Here is a 20,356-nt window from a genome sequence, read left to right on the forward strand (position 1 = left end):
CTACCGTTCTTACCGACAATTCACCGCTTGCGCCTGGGAACGTAAACGTCAGTACCGCTGTTCCATTCGCATTAGCGGTTTCTTCCGCAAGCTGTACATTCGCATCGCTGTACACACGTACCGTTTGACCGGCTGCTACATCGGTCACCGTTACTGTACCTTGTGCACCATCGATGTCACTAATGATTGCACCTGGTTGTGGAGTCGTTGGAATATCCACACCGCTGTATGGCAAGGTTACGATATTCGTTTCGGTTCCTCCACGCGTATACGTCACGGTCAGGTCGCCATCGGCTGTCGTAAAGGTAAAGTTTACTGTCGCTTCACCATTGCTGCCAACCGACTGTGTACCGAGCAACTCGTTGTTCGCCCCATACACTTTAATGACATCGCCTGGTTGGGCATTGCTAACCGTTACCGTTCCTTGTGCTCCGTTAATGTCTGTTAAGTCAGCGGTTGGCGTTGGAGCCGGAATAACAACGCCGCTATATGGCAGTGTGCCGATTTCGGTTTCCGTTCCATTCGCTACCGTTCTTACCGACAATTCACCGCTTGCATTCGGGAATGTCAGGTTCAATACAGCTGCTCCATTGCCATTGGCAGTCGTTTCTGCAAGCTGTACATTCGCATCGCTGTACACGCGTACCGTTTGTCCAGCAATTACGCCGGTAACCGTCACTACGCCTTCATCCCCATTCACACTGCTCAGAGAAGCTACCGGTGTTGGCGTTGTCGGAATGACGATGCCGCTGTACGGAATCGCCGCTACTTCCGTTTCAACTCCATTCACATTCGCCACTACCGTCAATGTGCCATCTGTAGCTGGGAACGTAAACGTTACCGTTGCCTCGCCACCTGCTCCTGCTGTCGCAGTGCCTAGCACTTCATTATTGTCGCCATAGATTGTCACCGTTTCACCCGGATCGACACCGGTTGCGGTCACTGTACCTTGATTGCTGTTAATGTTAGTAATAGTAGCTGCTGGTTGTGGCGTAGCTGGAATATCCACCCCACTATATGGCAGCGTTACAATATCGGTTTCCGTTCCATTGCGCGTATACGTCACTTGCAGATCGCCAGACGCTGTCGTAAACGTAAACACGACTGTTGCTTGTCCGTTGCTGCCTGCTACCGCTGTTCCGAGTACGGTATCGTTTGGACCGTAGACTTTGATTACATCCCCTTGTTGGGCATCGCTGACGACTACCGTGCCTTGTGCTCCGGTAATGTCTGTCAACGCAGCAGTTGGATTGGCTACCGGAATATCGATATTGCTGTATGGCAACACTGTAATTTCCGTTTCGGTTCCATTACTTACGAATCGAACAGACAGTTCACCAGCGGTCGTTGGGAAAATAAATGGCAAGACAGCCGCGCCATTACCATCGGCTGTAATTTCAGCCAATTGTACATTTGCATCGCTGTATACCCGTACCGTTTGACCAGCTGCTACACCTGTCACAGTGACTACACCTTGATCACCATTAACACCGCTCAACGCAGCAACTGGTGTTGGTGTTGTCGGAATCGCTACACCGGAATAAGGTAGGACGACAATCGTCGCTTCATTTCCGTTGCTAGTCGACGTAACAGTCAATGCACCGTCTGCTGTCGGGAAAGTAAACGTAATGACAGCTTGTCCATCATTTCCGACTGTACCTGTCCCCAGCACAACATTATTCGGTCCATACACGGTAACAAGATCACCTTGCTGCAAACCGGTTGCCGTCACCGTACCTTGATTGTTGTTAATATTGCTCAATGCTGCTGCAGGTATAGGGGTCGTCGGAATGTCTACACCGCTATACGGCAAGTTCACCAGATCGGTCTCGGTTCCATTGTTCGTGGTCGTTATTCGCAGATCGCCATCGGCGGTCGGGAATGTGAATACGATCAGAGCTTGTCCGTTCGTATCTGCTGTGCCGGTACCGAGTACTACATTGTTCGGACCGTACACTTTCAACACATCGCCAGCTTGTGCTCCCGTAATCGTGACCGTACCCTGATTACCACTAATACTCGTCAGCTCGGCTGTAATTGTGCCTGGAGCTGCATCCACTTCAATATCTTGATAATCAAAAGATTGAACCGTCGTTTCTACACCACCTGAAAGCACACGTACAAACAATTTGCCCTGTGCTTTCAGGAATTTAAAGCTAATCGTTGCTTTGCCTGTACTATCGGCAGGTGCGGTACCGAGCAATGTATCGTCATCGTCGTATACATTGGCAATCGTACCAGCTTGCAAATTGGTAACTGTCACCGTACCGATATCCTCAGCAATCCCATCAATGACGGCGACCGGAGGATTGGACGGTGCTGCCGGTTCTGCCGAGTAGTTAATCGGAACAGGCGCACTATCAATCTGATCGCGTGTTAGCACAAAGGAAAGCGTACCACCAGCAGGTAGCAATTCCACCTGGAACATCACCGTACCACTTGCGTTAGCAATGCCTGTGCCGAGTACAGCATCATTGGCATCCAGCACACGAATCGTATCTCCTGGCTGCAAACCTGTCACCTGAATCATATCGTTGCTGCCCGTATCATTGGTGACTTGAATGCTATTCGAATCAAGTACAGGGCCGGGCTCTGAATCGTATGGAATCGCAGTTGTTACACTTTCGATCCCATTATGCTGTCTCGTCACCGACAATGTACCACCCTGTGGTGACAAAGTAACATTGATTACTACTGTACCTGCAGCCGATACAGTGCCTGTACCAAGTACGCCACCATTTTGATACACGGTAATCAGATCGCCCGCTACGAGCGAGACAAAGCTTACCGTATCCGCACTGCCAGAGTTGTTCACAGCCGTTACGAGCGCGGCATCGATTGGCGGAACGACTTCCTGACTATAGTTCACAGCTACCGGATCGCTTTCGATACCAAGGTATTTGGCGGTGGCTGTAATCGTTCCGCCAGTTGGCGTTAACGTCACATTAAAAGTGACTGTACCGGAAGCAGGAACCGTTTCGCTGCCAAGCACTTGATTGTTTTCATAGATCGTAACGGTCAGACCTTCCTCTACACCGGTTACGGTTACTGTATCATCGTCGCCATAATTGTTTTGTGGTGTGATATTAGCAGCCGGAATCGTAGGGATGATCACCGCTCCATAATTCACAAGCACTGGCAAACTCAACACACCGTTACGCTGAATGACGAGGCTGACCGCGCCACCGGTTGGCGATAATGTAGCATCAAGCTGAACGACGCCTTGACCGTTCGCTGTGCCTGTGCCGAGCAATGTGCCATCGGCATACACACTCACTTCATCACCCGGTTGCAGAGCTTTAATGTTAATGACAGACGAAACACTCGCTTCGTTTGTAATCGTCACATTGGCAGGATCGATCGCTGTAACAACTTCAGCCAAATAGGCTACTGTTGTCGGCAAACTTTCCACACCGTTACGCGTGAGCGTCACATTTACATTGCCGCCTAGCGGAATGAGTGTAACCGGAATCGTCACACTGTTACTACCAGCCTGTACAGTACCTGTACCTAACAGGCTCGCATTTCCGTACACTTGGATAATATCGCCAGCTTGCAAACCGCTAACGATCACCTGGTCTGCATCACCGGAATTGTTGCCCACATTCACACTCGCTTGCGCGACTGGTGGCACGACTTCTGCACCGTAAACTACAGGAACGACTAAACTTTCTACGCCTTGGTTCGTTACACTGATGCCAGCTGTCCCACCTAGTGGGCTAAGCGTTACATTAACTGTAACGTTTCCGCTGCTGTTGACTGTACCACTACCGAGCAAACTACCATTTCCGTACACCATAATGATGTCACCGGCGGTTTGCCCTGTGACTCTGACCGTATCGTTGTTGCCAGAGTTGTTCGTAATCGTCACATTAGCAGTGCTTACAGGCGGAACGGTAATCGCTCCGTAATTGACAGAAACAGTAGCACTTTCAATATCGTTTTGAGTTACACTAAGACTCAGACTTCCACCTTGTGCATTGGCACTGACCGGAATAGTTACTGTACCGGTCGCGGTTGCTGTAGCTGTACCAAGCACGGTACCGTTCCCGTATACTTTAACGATATTGCCTGAAGTTAGTCCGTTCACTGTTACATTTAGTGAACCGTTCACAATACTCGATAAAGTAATCTGTGACAGATTTAGCGGCGGAATAATCTCAGCTACATAAGCAACGGCTGTTGCTGGGCTGTTCACACCGTTATGAGTCACACTAACGTTAAGCGCACCACCAAGCGGGGTTAACGTAACCGGCACTGTAACTGTGCCTTGCGCGTTTACTATACCTGTGCCAAGCACACCTGTACCATCATAGACGGTTACTACATCACCTTCGATCTGACCGTTTACCGTAACGCTGTCAGCATCGCCAGCATTATTTTTGACTGTCACATTGGTGGCTACAACAGCAGGCACCGTAATCGAAGAATAGTTGACCGTCGTCGTGGCACTTTGCAGCAAGCCTTCTTTTACACTAATACTCAAACTACCGCCCGCAGGAGCGAGTACAACCGGCAGCGTAAGTGAAGAAGTAACCGCTGTACCTGTAGCCAAAATGGTACTTCCGGATGACAAAGTTACAATCGAGCCTACTTTCAAATTATTAACCGTTACCGTAGAGGCACCACCGTACGCATTGTTGATCGAAATGTTGCCCGAGGCAATCGGAGGTACAACCTCTGCACTATACGTCACTGGCGTAAATGCACTTTCTACGCCACTACGTGTGCGCGTCACATTAACTGTGCCGCCTTCTGCACTCAGCGTAGTCGCTACAACAGCGGTGCCGCTGCTATTGGCTGTAGCTGTACCGATCGAAGTACTGCCGGTATAAACGGTAACAAGGTCACCGGAACTGATATTGTTTACGGTTACAGTGTCCTGTGAGCCGTAATTGTTCACAACGGTAATACTGGAGGAAGGAACAGCGCTTAATACCGCAGCACCATACGTAACACTTGTGCGGGAACTTTCAGCGGTACCGCGTTTGGCACTCACACTAATCGTTCCGCCTGCAGGCACCAGCGTGGCATTGACGGTTGCTGTACCGGAAGCATTGACTGTTCCTGTACCAAGCGCCTGATTGCTGGCATTGTAGACGGTAATAACATCACTCGGGTTTTGTCCAGTTACAGTAACCGTAGAAGAACCCGAAATCTGGTTAGCTACACTAATCTGTGCAGTCGTCGGGGCTGGAGTCGCAGCAAGGATTGTAAATGTATTTTGCTGCGTAGACTCACCAATGGTGACGTTTAACAAGCTACGGGTGTAACCTGTAAACGAATAACTGCCCGCTGCTGGCAGCACCTTATTGTTAAGCGTGAATGTATTGGAAGCACCTAGATTCAACGCCAGCAAATTGCTAAGCGTAATCGTTCTTCCGTCGGAACTGATGCTGTTGGAGGGGATATTCACTCCATTAAACTGATCCGCTGTCGTTGCCGTGAATCCCGATGGTAATACAAATACGACACTACCGATCAGGTTGATTGCAATTCCCGGCTCGTAAGTAAGAGTGACTGTAGCTGTTTGACCAGTTACATTTTGCCCATTTGCAGACGAAATTCCCAATCCGCCTGCGGCATTCGCTTGCCTCGGTATACTAGGCCAAATTAGGCTAATAACCAATAGCAAGATAAGAAACGAATACCCCTTTTTTCTCATTCTTTTCGCCCCTTTTGAAAGTGTTGTAGTAGGTGTGCCGACTAGTTTCACAAACGAAGCGCCTAAGACTATGGTTGTGCATATCAACATTAGGCTTATATCCCTAATTAAGGAATATATACAAATATACCCTCTTTTACCTATGAATTCGACAGTTATTCATAAAAAGATCACTTTATTTTTAAAAAATAAGTAATTTTTCTTATTTTTGCCAATTTTCCTACTAACAACAGCGTAAAAACATTGTTTTTTATGTTCATATTACGAATCTACGTATAAAAAAAAGCCAGCGCTATTACTCGCTGGCTCTCTTGCTCTCCTTTATTTGACTGTAATCAGTAATGATTACCCGATACTTTTGTTAAATACGGCAGCAATCGCTTGCGCACGATCACTAACACCCATTTTATTAAAAATATTAGTCAAATGGTTTTTCACCGTATGTTCGCTAATAAATAGCGTAGCGGCGATTTCTTTGTTACTGGATGCTTTTACGACTAGCTCCAGCACTTCCTTTTCACGCGGCGACAGTCCAAATTGCTTCACAATCGCTTCCAACCCACGCCCTTCGGCACCTTCCGATGTGAGCGGCCTTGCGGCAACAACAGGCACGTCCTCCACCAGTTTGATCTCCGTCTCCAATGTATGGCGACTGAGCACAAACAATCGGAACTGGCTGATCAACTCTTGATCGATCCCGCTAATCGGCAAATCATTAATGACACGCATATCATAATCACCAGCTGCGGCAATCGCAAACGCCAGCACCATAATTTGACCGCCACGTGAATACGACTTGCTCGCCGATATCGTTCCATCATCTTGAATATGTTTATAATCCTCAATCATCTCAGCTTCCTGCTGAAACAGATGCGGGAAACTGCGCAGCATATTCGGATCGGAATACGACATCAGACAGGCGCGTCCGATCATATCTGCCTCATCCTTTGTCACACCGCCCCAAGCGGCAAATTCCTGCACAATTCGCTGTGCGTCTGCGGTCAACTGATACAGCGCCATATTCCATTCACGAATCGAATTATGCAAAATTTGCGCAAATCGATTGCTATTGGACATATATTGCTGACGATCATAGACCGACTTCATCACTACACTGCCCATCATAGCGAGTGCCGACAAAATCTCACGGCATTCCTCACCTTCCTGTTCAGTGCTTACCGCTACCGCCAGCACCGCACGCGTACGGTTCGCATACACGATCGGATATTCCAGCATAATCGCAAACGGTGTGCTGTGATTAATATAGTAATTAGCAGCTGGCTGTTCACCGGTTTCCAAATAGCGACGCGCAATATCTTTGGCATATGCTTCACCGTTCGGGCTTTGCATACCGCGCGCTACCATCTGAATTTTGCCATCTTCCGAGGTGCGATGCACGACGATTGAAGCGGATGGATTCCAGACCAGATTCAAACTCATATCGACGAGCATAAACATAACGCGCTGCGCATCCTGCACCGATACGATCATACGAGATAGCTCAATCAGCGGCTTAAAACGCTGAAGCTGCTTTTCCATTTTCTCATACGTCAAATGATTAGCGATATACCAGCCCATGAGCGAGATCATCGTCTCCTCAAATTGGAAATGCAGCCCTGGAATTTTGCGCTCCTTATAACTTACGCCAAACAGCAATCCATACACTTCATCATCATAACGAACCGGGAAGCACTGCACCTCGTATACTTGCGGCACTCCTTTTTGTAAAAAGAAATGGCTGCGCGGATCACGCTCTACATTCGTCCAACGTGACGGCTGCGCGCTTAGCACCGCCTGTCCAAGAAAGCCTTCCCCCTCGTGGAACACCGAACCGTTTAGCTCTGGCGCCGCTGCACCCATGCTGTTAATCACCGTATATTTGCCCGTTCCCGTCCGCAAGGCAAACCCGAAAATATCAGCCAGATCACTTGAAGACAATACGATCCGCGTAATCTCCTCGATCGGATGCGCTACCGGCTGATCCGTTACGAGCGTATCGTTCAAAGCAACCAACCGGTCGGTCAAGCGCTTCTCTTTGTAGCTTGATTTCAAAATTAATGCTAGCGCCTGCGCAAGCCGGGTAATCTTTTCCCGCTTAAACATCTCTTGTTCTGGCGTCGTTTCTTCCGTTCGATGTACCCAGCTTTGCATCGCTTCAAAAAATCCAGTCGACATCTCACCCGCTTTTTGCATAAAATTCGGATGGGATAACACGGATTGACGCGTATTCTTCTCAATCAAAATGCCTGCCCAAATAAACAGCCCCGGCGAGAGCGGTTCCAAATTAATCGGTGCGATCAACCAGCGAATTCCCGGTACCCACTGGTCGGACAACACCGTATTTTTAATGCCACGCAGCTTGCTGATTTCCTGTTGCAATGTTTGCTGCAATTCATCGGCATGCTGTTGAAATAAAGCAGCATGAATTTGATGCGAAGGCTTAGTCATCATCTTTCCTTCATGATCGGTCACCATGATTAATAAATCAGTTAACTGAGCATAAGTATCTTGCAGTTCCTGACAAACGTCTCGAATGTCGCTTACTATACCGATCTCAATCATAGGCGCTCAAGTCCACTTCTGTCTGAATGTACGGAGCCTTATAACGGTAAATGGCACGTGAACCATCGCCATTCTTTTCCAAAATCGACATATCCGCCAGACGATTTAAGGCTCGTTCTGTTACAGGTTGGCTGCGTCCTAGCCGTTTAGATAAGCCGCTGCTCGTTTCGATCGCATAAGGGTTATTTTCAAAAAATAAGGTGCATTCCATCTGTAACGTAATTACATCACTTTCTGCTACCATAAGGTCCCCATCCCTCCTTAGATCAATTGCACAAACGGCTCATGCGGTGCGTTCGCAATAATATGGGGCGCCGAAACGCGTCCGCTTGGGGATTTGGTAACCTGAAGATACTGGTAATTGCCATCCACCCATGTACGAATAACGCCGTTGCATGTACGCTCCAGAAAAGAAGCTGTCTCTGAGCCAATTTCCGCAAAATTGCAATGCACTACAATCGTAATGCCCATCGCACGCCACATCGACATCTCCTCGGCAAAATAACGCAGCAGGAAGTCGCGACCACGCTCGGAAATGATCGTATTCAGATCATAATAAACAAACCAGCGCTTATCACATGTTTCCTCACATTCAAAAATCGGACCCATCTTGTCATTTAACACCTGTGCGTAATCATCATTCGCCACCTTATCTACGCGAATCATCGCTTTTTCGAGATCAGAATCGACCGCTCTGCGATAGTGCTCAATAAAAAAGGCTTTGCCCTGCCGTGCTGCTTCCCGCAATGAGACGCCAAACAGTTCAATCGTATCGGCAAATGTATCCAGCGGTGTATTGCCGGACATCATCATTACCGTACAATCATCATCCCGAATCCGCTGCGCATAAATCGATGACATCAAATAACGATAATTCGCCTTGCTGTTCGTATCGATCATAAATACGCTACCGCGCGGAATACCGCCTGACAGCATCTCATCCAGCGTCGAAATGCCGGTCGATAACACTTCCGTTTCCCGTGTCAGTGTCTTATCCTCCGCCATCGACAGCGATGGCACAATGTATACACCCTCATTTAGAAACTTGTACGTATGCTCGCCTTCCATAATGCGTGTACCGCGCATTTTCAACACTTCGATCGTACGCTTGCGGTACTTTTCCATCAACGGTTTTAGTGACAAACGCACGATACCGTCGCATATATAATTTTCAAACGGAATATTCATTTCGGACAGCTCTGCATATTCACGGATAAAAAAGGACGTCAGATTGTGCTTGCGCATAATGTTGCGAATCGTATACACATTGTTGCGCGCATGCTCCTGCGTGCTAACCATGCGGAATAAGCTAATGCTATCGATCACGACACGCTTACAGCCGATCTCGTTCACAACCGCTTCAAAAATACCGTTAGGCAACAGCATCTGATCCAGTAAAATATCCGGCTCCATACAAATAACGCGCAGCCGATTCTCACGCTCCAGCTGACGCAAATCCCATCCAAATCCGCTCATATCTTCGTAAATCTGTTCCGGCAATTCCTCAAAGGTGATGTAAATTCCCGGTTCATTGAAGCTAACTGCACCTTCTACCAGAAATTGCATCCCAATCGTCGTCTTTCCGGTTCCAGGTTCGCCCTCCAGAATCACTACAGCTCCCGCCGGGATACCACCATGCAAAATCTCGTCTAGTCCGGGGATACCTGTATGAACAGCATTTGCCTTGTGCATATATTGCTCCCTCCATCTGTAGAATAATTTTAGTCATGCAAGGCGTTAGCTTTTCCTACGAAGATGACTGTACAGCAATTATAACAATGGATCACAGATTCACCAAAGCTATTTTCCAATTTCACAGCGGGATCAAAGGTTTTAATCATTTATACCCGATTTTTTTAGAATATGATAATATTTTTTACCTAAAAAGTTAATATTTTGAATATCTACCATAATAAACAGAATAAAAAGAGTGACTACGTAGTGTATAAGTATGCAGCGATACTGGAAATCGAATTGGAAAAAGTTTATTGCCGCTTCGCCGGCTTGTGTCACCCCTATGCATATTTACGGATCGCTTGATTATAACGATGAATAGTTCAGCAAATTTACCGATACAAATAGCCGACTGCTAACTTCAGCAATGAATGGCAGAAGCTACAGTCGGCATATGAGGCGTTTATTAACAAAGGAAAAACGGATACGATACCATTACGCACGGAGAGTGACAACGCTGCAAAAGCGGAGTTCGCTCGCTTGATCATTTCAATCAACATTCTCGCACAGAGAGTGACCCGCTCGCCCTAGTAGATTGATTAGTACTCGTCCCATTTCAATCCACACTCTCGCACGGTATATGATCGTCACGTACGCCGTTTCATCAACCGCTTTAACCTTCCAGCGCCTGCTTCATCTCATCGGGAGAACGATTCCACCATTGTTCATTATGGCTCACAAGCAATGTTTTCAGTGCTGCTTTATGTTCAGGACCAAGCTCACTCAACATGATGCGACGCTTGATCGCATAATCAAGCTTATTGACATGATCGGCAAGAATTTTCCAGCCTTTACGATTTTCTTCATCAATCCACATCTCGCATGCGGTTGCACCGGCATAGCTTCCGCCTTCTGGCTGCTTATCGACCGCCACCCAGACGAGCCATACTTGGCGACCGCCTTCCAGCTCGTCGCGATTCGTCGTAAATTTGATCCCGCGCTCCACTTTACTTTTGGCGTGCATAGCACCGATATCGATGCGCGCTTCCCCTTGATCAATAATAATAGGAGACACATTGTTCAAATTAATCGCCCCTGCACCAAATCCTTTATGTTTGCTACTTTTGGTGCTGCTGCTAATAATATTGAGTGACATCGATTTTTTGGCAGGTTGATTTTGATCCATATTTTGATCCATATTAAAAAATACTCCTTTTCTGTTCATAATTTATAATAGCTGCCGATATAAAAAAGGTGCAGCGGTTGCTATGCTCCACATGACTTCACTGATCATTGCTTTATTTTATAACGATGGATAAACATAGGCTGTTATAACAGAGCGTAAACGTATCTCCCTGTATAATAGAACATCGATCATAAAATAACCTGATCAGCAGTCGAGGCACACTAGCTGCATAAACGATGATCATAACCTATTCACGATTATGTTGCAGACTACTCATGCACGGTAAGCTTCAGTTTTAATTGTAACATTATTGTAGCGGATTGGACGCGAAAAACCAACGGAATCCCCTGTTGTCACTTCACTAAGCATAATAACCGTCCTTCGATTCACTGTAAAAACGCTACAAAAGATGACAAGTCTACAGTGCGATTTAAGCATCGCTATAGGTCTAAAATCATAACTGCAATCGAAAAAGCAGGAGTTTCTACTCAGAAATTAATTTTTTTTAATGCTTATTATCCCTTTAGTGGCGCGGTTTTCACAAAGTTTCTCATAAATGCGACAAAATTTTTCACAGAAAACTGTGCCATAGACATTGCCAAAGTAAAAAAGCTTTGTTAGAATAAACCCAGCGAGTTTTTAGTAACAACTTTGTAAACTTTAACGAATCGCTTGTAACTATTGTCAGTAAAGCCGAAAATTGTTGTAAAAGTTGGATATCGTCGTACGGTGCATTAATCTAAGTGTAAAGCCAAATTTCGTGGCACCGGAAAGCGGGGGAACCGTTTTGGGTGAATTGATCTTGCAAGAGAGGGATCATAGGGGAAACCTTCTACCGAATCCTTAAGCTAACCTCGTAGGCATTGGAAGGGGACAAACGATTTAACATGAAAAAGAAACTAACCGCCGCACTCATGGGATTCGCAATTGCATTTACTGTTATGGGGAACAGCAGTGCACATGCAGATTCCAGAATGGACCAGATCATTGAACCAGCAATGGGAACACCGTACCGCATCGGGGGAACATCGTTCAACGGTTTCGATTGCTCAGGCTTCACTCAGTATGTATTCAGTAAAATGAACATCGATCTGCCACGTCAATCCACGTCGCAATATCAGGTTGGCGATCCAGTAAGCAAAAGCGATCTGCAAGCCGGTGACCTCGTATTTTTCAATACGACTGGAGCAGGAGTTTCACATGTAGGCGTTATGGTCAACAGCACTCAATTCGCACACGCTTCTACATCGAGAGGTGTACGAATTGATAATCTTAGCATGGATTATTATGCTGAGCGTTTCGTCGGTGCTAAACGTGTAATGAGCAACTATTCGTACAACACGTTTGCAACTGATAATTAATCCCACTGTTATGCAACTTTGACAACAATGAATCGACTATCGATACGAACCGCGAAGGATTCCCGCCAGAATCTTTTGCGGTTTTTTTATTGCTGTGGCGTCTATACTTTATAAACGAAGTGTATGCCGTTTAAGTTACACTTTATACAAAAAAAGTTAAAATAAAAATAAATAAACTGTGCAATTATGTCTACTTGTTATTACCCGCTCATAAATTATGGTAAACACGTTTTCCATAATTTATTTGATAATTTTAGTTTATATTCTTATATTCATTCGCATTTGAAAGGAGCTTGTCGATGCAACCTGCATGCGTACTGCCTTTTTCCGTCGTACCGATGAGTACAGAGCATGCCGCACTTATTTGTAAATGGCATTATGAGCCACCTTACAATATTTATGGCTGGTTGCCGTGGGAACAAATGCAGCAACTGGAAATTGAATTCGGTGATCCACAGCTACGTGAGCAGCAATATGTTGTCATACTCGATCGTACTGGTGAGCTGTGCGGATTTGCGCAGTTTTTTCCGTTAGAAGGAACGATTCGGCTCGGTATTGGCATGCGCCCTGATCTGTGTGGGCATGGATATGGGGAACCATTTATGCGTGCCATCACCGCAGCGGCAATTTCGCGCAATCCGGAAGCAGAGATCGATCTGGAAGTGCTCACCTGGAATCAGCGCGCTATCCGTACGTACGAGAAAGCAGGCTTTCATATTACCGATACGTACAGTCGGCGTACACCAGATGGGATGAAGCCTTTTTATTGTATGGTCTATGACGAAACAAACGAACATACATCATAATTGACATATAGCTCTGTAACGGTTAACACATTGCTTGTCATCGATCAAAGATCAGACAGGATGAGCAACATATACTATCTATAAGTGCACAAGTCTATAAGTGCACAAACGATTGTATGCCAACTGTACAGTCGCTGTATTTGACCCTATTGATAGATGTAGTTTGGTTTATATTTAGCGGTATGTAATTAGAAAGCATAACGTACATCTCTAGCAACAGGAAAGTTTGAACTGGTTTGAACAGATTTCGCAATAAGCCGCTAAGGAGAATCCTATACGTACAACTCAATGCACACAGCCTACCCGTCCATACGCCAATCGATGCGGATATTCACCAGGCGACTGTGCACATCACCTCAATCCGATAAAGCTTGCCCAGGCAAGAGCGGCTGAATGCGCTCTCATACCTGAGCAGGCTTTATGTATGCAAGCGGCAATATCGCCGTTCGATTCAGATGAGCGATACAAATGTCATTTCGGTCTCACCGATCAAAATATCAATCCGATGCGTATCGGCAGCATAGATGACAATGCCACTGCCAACATGAATGGTCGGCTCTGAGCCGAGCGCATAAAATAAATCTTCCGCCAGCGCTTCCTGTACTTCATGCCGCTCAGCTGGCTTTAACGCCTCCCATTCCTCCGCTGACATCTGAAAAAATTGATAGCCATCCGGTATCATATCCAGTGCAGCTGTCAGATCAGCGAGAATGCCTTCATAATCACGTCCATGCTTCACACCCATATTGCGCCCTCCCTTCAATCTGTCAATATTGTTACAATTGCCAACTTCTTTCCATTATAACGCAAAAAACTCTTAACAATGCATCATATTCTGTCGATAAAAAAGTATCAGCGCTTTAAGCACCCCATCATTGTAACTCCATCATTTCATGGAAGAAAGTGGTGTACGCACTACAATTATATACTCACGGACGAGGTGTATTATGCAAATTTCAACGATTATTGGCTTAATTGGCGGGATACTGTCCCTGGTAGTCGGGATGATCCTCAAAGGAGCCCCGCTAGTCAGTCTGGTCAACAACCCGGCGGCTTATGTTATTATCTTGGTGGGTACAGCAGCGACGATCTTTATGGCGTTTCCGATGAACGAAGTCAAGCGTGTACCCAAACTGTTCGGCATCATTTTCAAAAACCAGACTTTGCTTGATAAAAAGGAACTGGTACGTATGTTTATGGAATGGGCTTCGATTACACGCCGCGAAGGTTTGCTGGCACTGGAGTCTAAAGTCGAAGAAATCGACAATTCCTTTCTCCGTAATGGGATGCGGATGATTATTGACGGTAACGATCAGGAGTTCGTTCAGGACGTACTGATGGAAGATATCAATGCTACAGAAGAACGTCACCGCTCGGGCGCACTTATTTTCTCGCAGGCGGGCATGTATGCACCAACACTCGGCGTACTCGGAGCGGTTGTCGGTCTGATCGCCGCACTGGCTGACCTTAGTGATATGGAGAAGCTGTCACACGCGATTGCAGGTGCATTTATCGCGACGGTGCTCGGTATCTTTACCGGTTATGTGTTATGGCACCCGATGGCAAACAAATTGAAACGGATGTCGAAGGCAGAAGTTGAAATCAAGCTGATGATGGTCGAAGGCTTACTGTCTATCCAATCCGGTGTATCTACGATGGCAATTAGCCAGAAGCTGGCTGTATTCTTAACGCCAGCCGAAAGCGCGGAGCTTGAAGCTAGTCAAGGAGGAGGTGGCGCCGGTGAGCAAGAAGGGTAAACGACACGAGCCTCACGAGGAGCACGCAGACGAAAGTTGGCTGCTGCCTTATTCTGACTTGATGACACTACTGCTGGCACTGTTTATTACTCTATTTTCCATGAGCTCACTGGATGCTTCCAAATTTAAAGGTATGGCGGAAGCGCTCAATGCCGCTTTTACCGGCGGTGCGGGCGTGCTTGATCAAACGTCGATGGCACCGACCGAAGGCAAAGTAACCGGCAAAGGCGAAAAGGACAATACGGCACAAGCTGCTACACCTTCCGATAGCACGACCAAATCATCGGCACAAAAGCTACGTGAGCAATTGCAAAAGCAAGAACAAGAAGATTTGGAAAAGGTTAAACAAAAGCTGGATCAATATATTCAAAGTCATGGTTTAAGTTCACAGTTGAATACGAAGCTGAATCAGTCCGAGTTGAAAGTAACGATCAGCGATAATACGCTGTTCGCTTCTGGTATGGCTACCGTAAAACCGGAATCTCGTCAACTCGCCAAATCACTCTCTAACATTTTGCAGGAAATTCCAGGGTATGATGTGATCGTATCTGGTCATACGGACAATATTCCAATCTCCAATTCGCGTTATACATCCAACTGGAACCTTAGCTCGGATCGCGCACTAAATTTCATGCAGATTATACTGCTCAACAAAAATCTCGACCCACGTAAATTCAGCGCTATCGGTTACGGCGAATATCGCCCGATCGCAGACAACAGCAGCAATGTTGGACGCGCTCAAAACCGCCGTGTTGAAGTGGCAATCGTCCGCAAATATACGGACAATAATTCCGATACGTCACTGCAATCGATCGTAAATAATAAAAATAATTAAAACAATTTTGCATCTGCACAGCAAGAAGCACAGCAAAAAGCACAGCAAGAAGCACAGCAAGAAGCACAGCAAGAAGCACAGCAAGAAGCACAGCAAGAAGCACAGCAAGAAGCACAGCAAGAAGCACAGCAAGAAGCACAGCAAGAAGCACAGCAAGAAGCACAGCAAGAACGGCTACCTGACGGTAACCGTTCTTGCTTTTTTATGTCATCGTTCGAAGCGATTATCGATTGAAATGATGATGCAGATTGCCTACAATAAAAGATAGATTTTATGCACCTGTGGATAGTTTATGTTTCGTGTTAATTGGTCATATGATTTGAGTCAAGCGAGCTATCCAGCATAATAGCAGGCTTTATCGCTCTTGACAAACGATAATATAGTATCGCATAAATCTGTTTTCCACAAAAAATAAAAGTTATCCACAATTTTGTCCACAAGCTGTTAACAACGAATATTTGTTCGATGCACAAGTAATCTATGTATCCACATTAGAAAGAAGGTTTTGTCATTTTGATCGTACAACATCAGCGCTGGATGAATGAAGCAATCGCTGAAGCACGCAAAGCTGAACAGCTCGGAGAAGTGCCAATTGGCGCCGTTATCGTTAAAAATAATGAGATCGTTGGTCGTGGTTACAATTTGCGCGAAACGACACATGATGCTACAGCTCATGCCGAAATTATCGCCATTCGAGAAGCAAGTGAACGGCTTGGCTCATGGCGACTACTCGATTGCACATTGTATGTCACACTAGAGCCTTGCCCGATGTGCGCTGGTGCGATTGTACAAAGCCGTGTGCCAACGGTCGTATACGGTACGACCGATCCGAAGGCAGGCTGTGCTGGCACATTAATGAACTTGTTGCAAGAGCCACGCTTCAATCATTGCACCGAAGTCGTAGACGGAATTATGCAGGCGGAATGTGCGGCACTGTTAACCGATTTCTTTCGTCAACTGCGTGTGCGGCTCAAACAAAACAAGCAGCAGATCAAGGAGGAATAAATATGCAGATTCAGTTACAAAATACAGAGAAACATATTTATGTGCGGTTGTTGCAACCGGACGATGCTGAAGCGCTTTTACATATGCGTCTGCAAAGCAGGCACGCCAATCAGCGCTATGAGCCGCAATATCCGGAGGAATTTTTTACGATGGCAAGTCAGCTTGATCTGCTGTATCGCCGTCAGCAAGAAGCGACAGAAGATCGGGGTTATTTGTTTGGCATCTTTTTGCAAGCACAAGATGAGCTAATCGGTACAGTCTCGATTAGTCATATCGTACGCGGAGTTGGTCAGTTTGCCGAACTAGGCTATTCGTTAAGTTCGGCACATCAGGGACATGGCTATATGACGGCTGGTGTCAAACTCGTACTAGGCTACAGCTTTCACTCCCTCGGTCTGCATCGTATTCAGGCAGGTATTATTCCAGACAATCATTCATCCAGACGTGTACTCGAAAAATGCGGCTTCCAACCTGAAGGCATCGCTCGTAAACTTGTCAAAATAAACGGTAACTGGGAAGATCATCAAATTTACGCGTTACTTGCAGAAGACACCGAATATACATCAGCTCGACAATAGCTTGGTAACACAAAATCCCCACTATGCAGCCGAAAGCTGCAAGCGGGGATTTTTCACATCAACCGTGCTCTATTTGTACGTCATCCGGATTAGTCATAACGCGCTCCAAACTATACTGCTTATCGAATATAAAGCTACTTTTCATGCCAAATCTGCGTGTTTGCTTTGCATGAGCATGATTTTCAACCGTTATCGCTACCTACACTATTTCGTCATCGTACACATTGCCTGCGTCAAACTTGCCATATTTCATTATTCGCTACGGCAAGTTCGCCAGACAACCCATCAGTCTTCATTGATTAACGGATACGTACTTTTTTTAACTATGCTATTTTAGCGCGTTATCCTGTATTAAATTCAAGCTTCATATCTACACCGCATCGGTTGAGCATAAGCTATTTACTGCCCAGGCAATTTTAAGGTTGTTTCCGTTATTAATAGCCCATCTCTTTTTGGAATTGTTCCATTGTGATCACATTGTCACCAGCAGGAATACCGATTGCAAATGTTTGTTTTTCGTTGATGTTGGAATATTGACCGCTACCTTCCACTGCTACTTTCACATTTTGTTTTGTATCTGGGTCAGAGAACACTGCATCCATGACCATTTGCTGATAAACCGGGAAGTTTTTATCGTTGATAGCTGTATTGATATGGAACTGGTTCAAAGTCAGATATTTATCCAGATCATTTACCGCTTTGGAAAATTCATTTTGGGAATCTTGCGACTGGATATCTTTTTTCATATCATCGATTTCTTGTTGGGTCAGGTTCAGTGCAGAGCGATATTCTTCTTTGGACAGCACATCCAGTACAGCTGGCAATGCCTGTTTCACGAAGATTTCAACCGCTTGTTTTGCATTTTCGTTCGTCACTGCAAATTGGACAACTTGTTTTGCATCTACACCTTCAGGCAATGCTGCATCAGAAGGTTTGATATCTTTGAAATAGGTCGCTTGATCGTATTTGTCCAGTACGGCGCTCGACAGCTCTTGTGCCAGTTTTTGGCTTGTAGCTGGGCTAAGTGGTTTGTATTGTTGCCCTTGTGTTTGCGCCAGTTGTTTCAGATCAAGCTTCAGAAATTTGCCGACTGTTGTTTGCGGCAATGGCAGCATTGGGATTTGTGGGATTTTGACATACATCGTATCTTGCGTCAACACGATCGGTACTTCAAAATTCATCGTACCGCCGCCCAGCTTCAAATTCATTGTCATTTCCGTTTGCATCGGATCAGACTGATACATCCCTTTTACCGTAATCTCTGCATTTTTTAATGCATTAACGATCTGCGCATTAGTAGAATCTGTCGATGCCGTGCCATCTGCCGAAGTGACTGCCAGATCGGTCACTTTAAACTGACTGCTCATCGTATACGAAGTCATCTGTGCAGCTGCCGTTGTCGCTGCTTTTACCGCTTCTTTTGGCTCTTCTTTTTTCGTACAGCCAACGAGTGTGATTGTGAATACTAGCAGTAAAGCTAATAAACTACCTGTCATTTTCTTGTTCATTATGATTCCCCTTTCTGTTTCTAAGCATAAATCAATTACTTTAGTTGTATAACGCAAAAAATGAACTCCGCATCCATGATAACCCATTTTCGCATTATTTTAAATGATATCACTAAAATTAGTCATATTTGCTTAACACAACAGGTCAACTTTCTGTCGAATTCAGGATCATTGTATAGGCAAAACTAGCTCTGTTTGTCCTATTCATGCATATTTGCGCAAATTGTTATCCATCATTTACCAAATGGAACTGTGCAGCGATTGATCGCATGCAGATATACACGGGTTCATTTAATGAATATCCCGTTTTCTGAAGCGTCCACCCTTCACATCATGAATGTTACCAACTGCCATAAAAGCATTCTCATCAAAATGATTAACGATTTCTTTCAGTTTGGCTTCTTCCAGACGGGTAATCACACAAAAGATCACCTTTTTGTCTTCACCGGAGAAACCGCCTTCACCAGATAAATAAGTAACTGTTCGTCCCAACCGGCTAATAATCGCATTGCCGATATCATATGTGCGCTCGCTAATAATCCAAACGGATTTGGATTGATCCAGACCGTCGATCGTAATATCGATTACTTTCGTTGCAATATAGTAGGCAATAATCGAATACATCGCTCGATCCCAACCGAATACAAAGCCGGCACCGGTCAAAATAAAGACGTTAATAATCATGACAATCTCACCGACCGAAAAGATCGTCCGCCGTGACAGCAAAATGGCGATAATCTCCGTCCCATCTAGTGATCCGCCAGAACGCAATACTAATCCGGTACCTAGCCCTAGAAACATTCCGCCAAACACAACCGCCAGTACCGTTTCATTTACAAAAGCAGCGACAGGATGCAGCAAAAGCGTACCTACCGACATGACCGAAATGCCTAACAGTGTGGATAATGCAAACGTTTTGCCAATTTGCTTATAACCGATCACGAGAAAAGGAATATTGATCAGAAACAGGAATATACCTAGCTTCCAGCCGGTCAAAAAGGACATAATAATCGATATGCCTGTAATGCCGCCATCGGTTACATTGTTTGGTACGAGAAACAATTCAAGTGAAACAGCAACCAAGACTGCTCCCAGCACAATTAGCATCGTGCGCACCGTCGTACTGCGCAGGGAACGTTTACCGTGTTCTACCGGTGTGAACGCGGCTAAATCTGGAGGTTGGTTCAACGCCATAGCCGAGCCTCCTTTTCTTATGTACGTATTAGTATCACGAAAGGTGACAGTTTTTTGTCGGTTTCATGATTTACTCTATTATTATGGCACAAAATAGATGCTGCTCCTATACAAAACAGGCAAGATCAAACATAAAGTTAAGCATATAATTATTTTATTTCAAGAAATCTTAAAGCCTATATGATCTGCTTTAAACGAGCATTTGTAGATGGGACTTGGCATAAT

The 20,356-nt window shown here is 45.6% G+C and carries 14 protein-coding genes and 1 riboswitch; of the genes, 6 read left to right on the forward strand and 8 right to left on the reverse strand.

Annotated features, from left to right (window positions below):
- The 5 genes from U1I11_RS21360 to U1I11_RS21380 form a co-directional block, all read right to left on the reverse strand.
- On the reverse strand, positions 1-5,665 hold a 5,665-nt coding region (locus U1I11_RS21360; protein ID WP_322908112.1), incomplete at its 3' end, for a BslA/BslB family hydrophobin.
- 345 nt (positions 5,666-6,010) lie between these two features.
- Complete coding sequence (locus U1I11_RS21365; RefSeq protein WP_322908113.1) at positions 6,011-8,116, reverse strand: LuxR C-terminal-related transcriptional regulator; 2,106 nt, start codon at positions 8,114-8,116, stop codon at positions 6,011-6,013.
- 103 nt (positions 8,117-8,219) lie between these two features.
- Positions 8,220-8,471, reverse strand: a complete 252-nt coding sequence (locus U1I11_RS21370; protein ID WP_322908114.1) for a hypothetical protein — start codon at positions 8,469-8,471, stop codon at positions 8,220-8,222.
- A gap of 17 nt (positions 8,472-8,488) precedes the next feature.
- Positions 8,489-9,919, reverse strand: a complete 1,431-nt coding sequence (locus tag U1I11_RS21375; RefSeq protein WP_322908115.1) for an ATPase domain-containing protein — start codon at positions 9,917-9,919, stop codon at positions 8,489-8,491.
- Between the two features lie 655 nt (positions 9,920-10,574).
- Positions 10,575-11,087, reverse strand: a complete 513-nt coding sequence (locus U1I11_RS21380) for a YwhD family protein (protein ID WP_322908128.1) — start codon at positions 11,085-11,087, stop codon at positions 10,575-10,577.
- 739 nt (positions 11,088-11,826) lie between these two features.
- A riboswitch (cyclic di-AMP (ydaO/yuaA leader) is annotated at positions 11,827-11,965 on the forward strand.
- A gap of 9 nt (positions 11,966-11,974) precedes the next feature.
- On the opposite strand from U1I11_RS21380, the gene U1I11_RS21385 reads away from it, so the two are divergent.
- Complete coding sequence (locus U1I11_RS21385) at positions 11,975-12,448, forward strand: C40 family peptidase (RefSeq protein WP_322908116.1); 474 nt, start codon at positions 11,975-11,977, stop codon at positions 12,446-12,448.
- Between the two features lie 299 nt (positions 12,449-12,747).
- Entirely contained in the window at positions 12,748-13,254 is a 507-nt protein-coding gene (locus U1I11_RS21390; protein WP_322908117.1) for a GNAT family N-acetyltransferase, read from the forward strand.
- Between the two features lie 451 nt (positions 13,255-13,705).
- Here U1I11_RS21390 and U1I11_RS21395 read toward each other — a convergent pair whose 3' ends face one another.
- Positions 13,706-13,999 carry a hypothetical protein gene (locus tag U1I11_RS21395; RefSeq protein ID WP_322908118.1) on the reverse strand — a complete coding sequence of 98 codons (294 nt, stop codon included), beginning with the start codon at positions 13,997-13,999 and terminating at the stop codon, positions 13,706-13,708.
- Positions 14,000-14,201: 202 nt separating this feature from the next.
- On the opposite strand from U1I11_RS21395, the gene motA reads away from it, so the two are divergent.
- The 4 genes from motA to U1I11_RS21415 all read left to right on the forward strand — a co-directional run bounded on the left by motA (position 14,202) and on the right by U1I11_RS21415 (position 17,429).
- The gene (gene motA, locus U1I11_RS21400; protein ID WP_322908119.1) at positions 14,202-15,011 is read left to right on the forward strand and encodes a flagellar motor stator protein MotA; all 810 of its coding nucleotides are present in this window, start codon (positions 14,202-14,204) and stop codon (positions 15,009-15,011) included.
- Entirely contained in the window at positions 14,995-15,846 is an 852-nt protein-coding gene (gene motB, locus U1I11_RS21405; RefSeq protein WP_322908120.1) for a flagellar motor protein MotB, read from the forward strand. The genes motA and motB overlap by 17 nt, the downstream gene beginning before the upstream one ends.
- Before the next feature lie 516 nt (positions 15,847-16,362).
- Positions 16,363-16,851 (forward strand): tRNA adenosine(34) deaminase TadA, encoded by a 489-nt coding sequence (gene tadA, locus U1I11_RS21410; protein WP_416235520.1) that lies wholly within the window; start codon positions 16,363-16,365, stop codon positions 16,849-16,851.
- A gap of 2 nt (positions 16,852-16,853) precedes the next feature.
- Positions 16,854-17,429 (forward strand): GNAT family N-acetyltransferase, encoded by a 576-nt coding sequence (locus U1I11_RS21415; protein ID WP_322908121.1) that lies wholly within the window; start codon positions 16,854-16,856, stop codon positions 17,427-17,429.
- 434 nt (positions 17,430-17,863) lie between these two features.
- On the opposite strand, the gene U1I11_RS21420 is transcribed toward U1I11_RS21415, so the two are convergent.
- Positions 17,864-18,937: a hypothetical protein gene (locus tag U1I11_RS21420; protein WP_322908122.1), complete on the reverse strand. Its 1,074-nt coding sequence runs from the start codon at positions 18,935-18,937 to the stop codon at positions 17,864-17,866.
- Between the two features lie 291 nt (positions 18,938-19,228).
- Positions 19,229-20,131 (reverse strand): YitT family protein, encoded by a 903-nt coding sequence (locus U1I11_RS21425; RefSeq protein ID WP_322908123.1) that lies wholly within the window; start codon positions 20,129-20,131, stop codon positions 19,229-19,231.
- Positions 20,132-20,356 lie beyond the last annotated feature (225 nt).

It is taken from the genome of Paenibacillus campi, assembly GCF_034659835.1.
Lineage (GTDB): Bacteria > Bacillota > Bacilli > Paenibacillales > Paenibacillaceae > Saccharibacillus > Saccharibacillus campi.

Bases quoted from the DNA above. Each gene is read 5' to 3' on its own strand.
- U1I11_RS21365 (WP_322908113.1), bottom strand. From the start codon at position 8,116: ATGATGACTAAGCCTTCGCATCAAATTCATGCTGCTTTATTTCAACAG.
- U1I11_RS21370 (WP_322908114.1), bottom strand. From the start codon at position 8,471: ATGGTAGCAGAAAGTGATGTAATTACGTTACAGATGGAATGCACCTTA.
- U1I11_RS21375 (WP_322908115.1), bottom strand. From the start codon at position 9,919: ATGCACAAGGCAAATGCTGTTCATACAGGTATCCCCGGACTAGACGAG.
- U1I11_RS21380 (WP_322908128.1), bottom strand. From the start codon at position 11,087: ATGGATCAAAATCAACCTGCCAAAAAATCGATGTCACTCAATATTATT.
- U1I11_RS21385 (WP_322908116.1), top strand. From the start codon at position 11,975: ATGAAAAAGAAACTAACCGCCGCACTCATGGGATTCGCAATTGCATTT.
- U1I11_RS21390 (WP_322908117.1), top strand. From the start codon at position 12,748: ATGCAACCTGCATGCGTACTGCCTTTTTCCGTCGTACCGATGAGTACA.
- U1I11_RS21395 (WP_322908118.1), bottom strand. From the start codon at position 13,999: ATGGGTGTGAAGCATGGACGTGATTATGAAGGCATTCTCGCTGATCTG.
- motA (WP_322908119.1), top strand. From the start codon at position 14,202: ATGCAAATTTCAACGATTATTGGCTTAATTGGCGGGATACTGTCCCTG.
- U1I11_RS21415 (WP_322908121.1), top strand. From the start codon at position 16,854: ATGCAGATTCAGTTACAAAATACAGAGAAACATATTTATGTGCGGTTG.
- U1I11_RS21420 (WP_322908122.1), bottom strand. From the start codon at position 18,937: ATGAACAAGAAAATGACAGGTAGTTTATTAGCTTTACTGCTAGTATTC.
- U1I11_RS21425 (WP_322908123.1), bottom strand. From the start codon at position 20,131: ATGGCGTTGAACCAACCTCCAGATTTAGCCGCGTTCACACCGGTAGAA.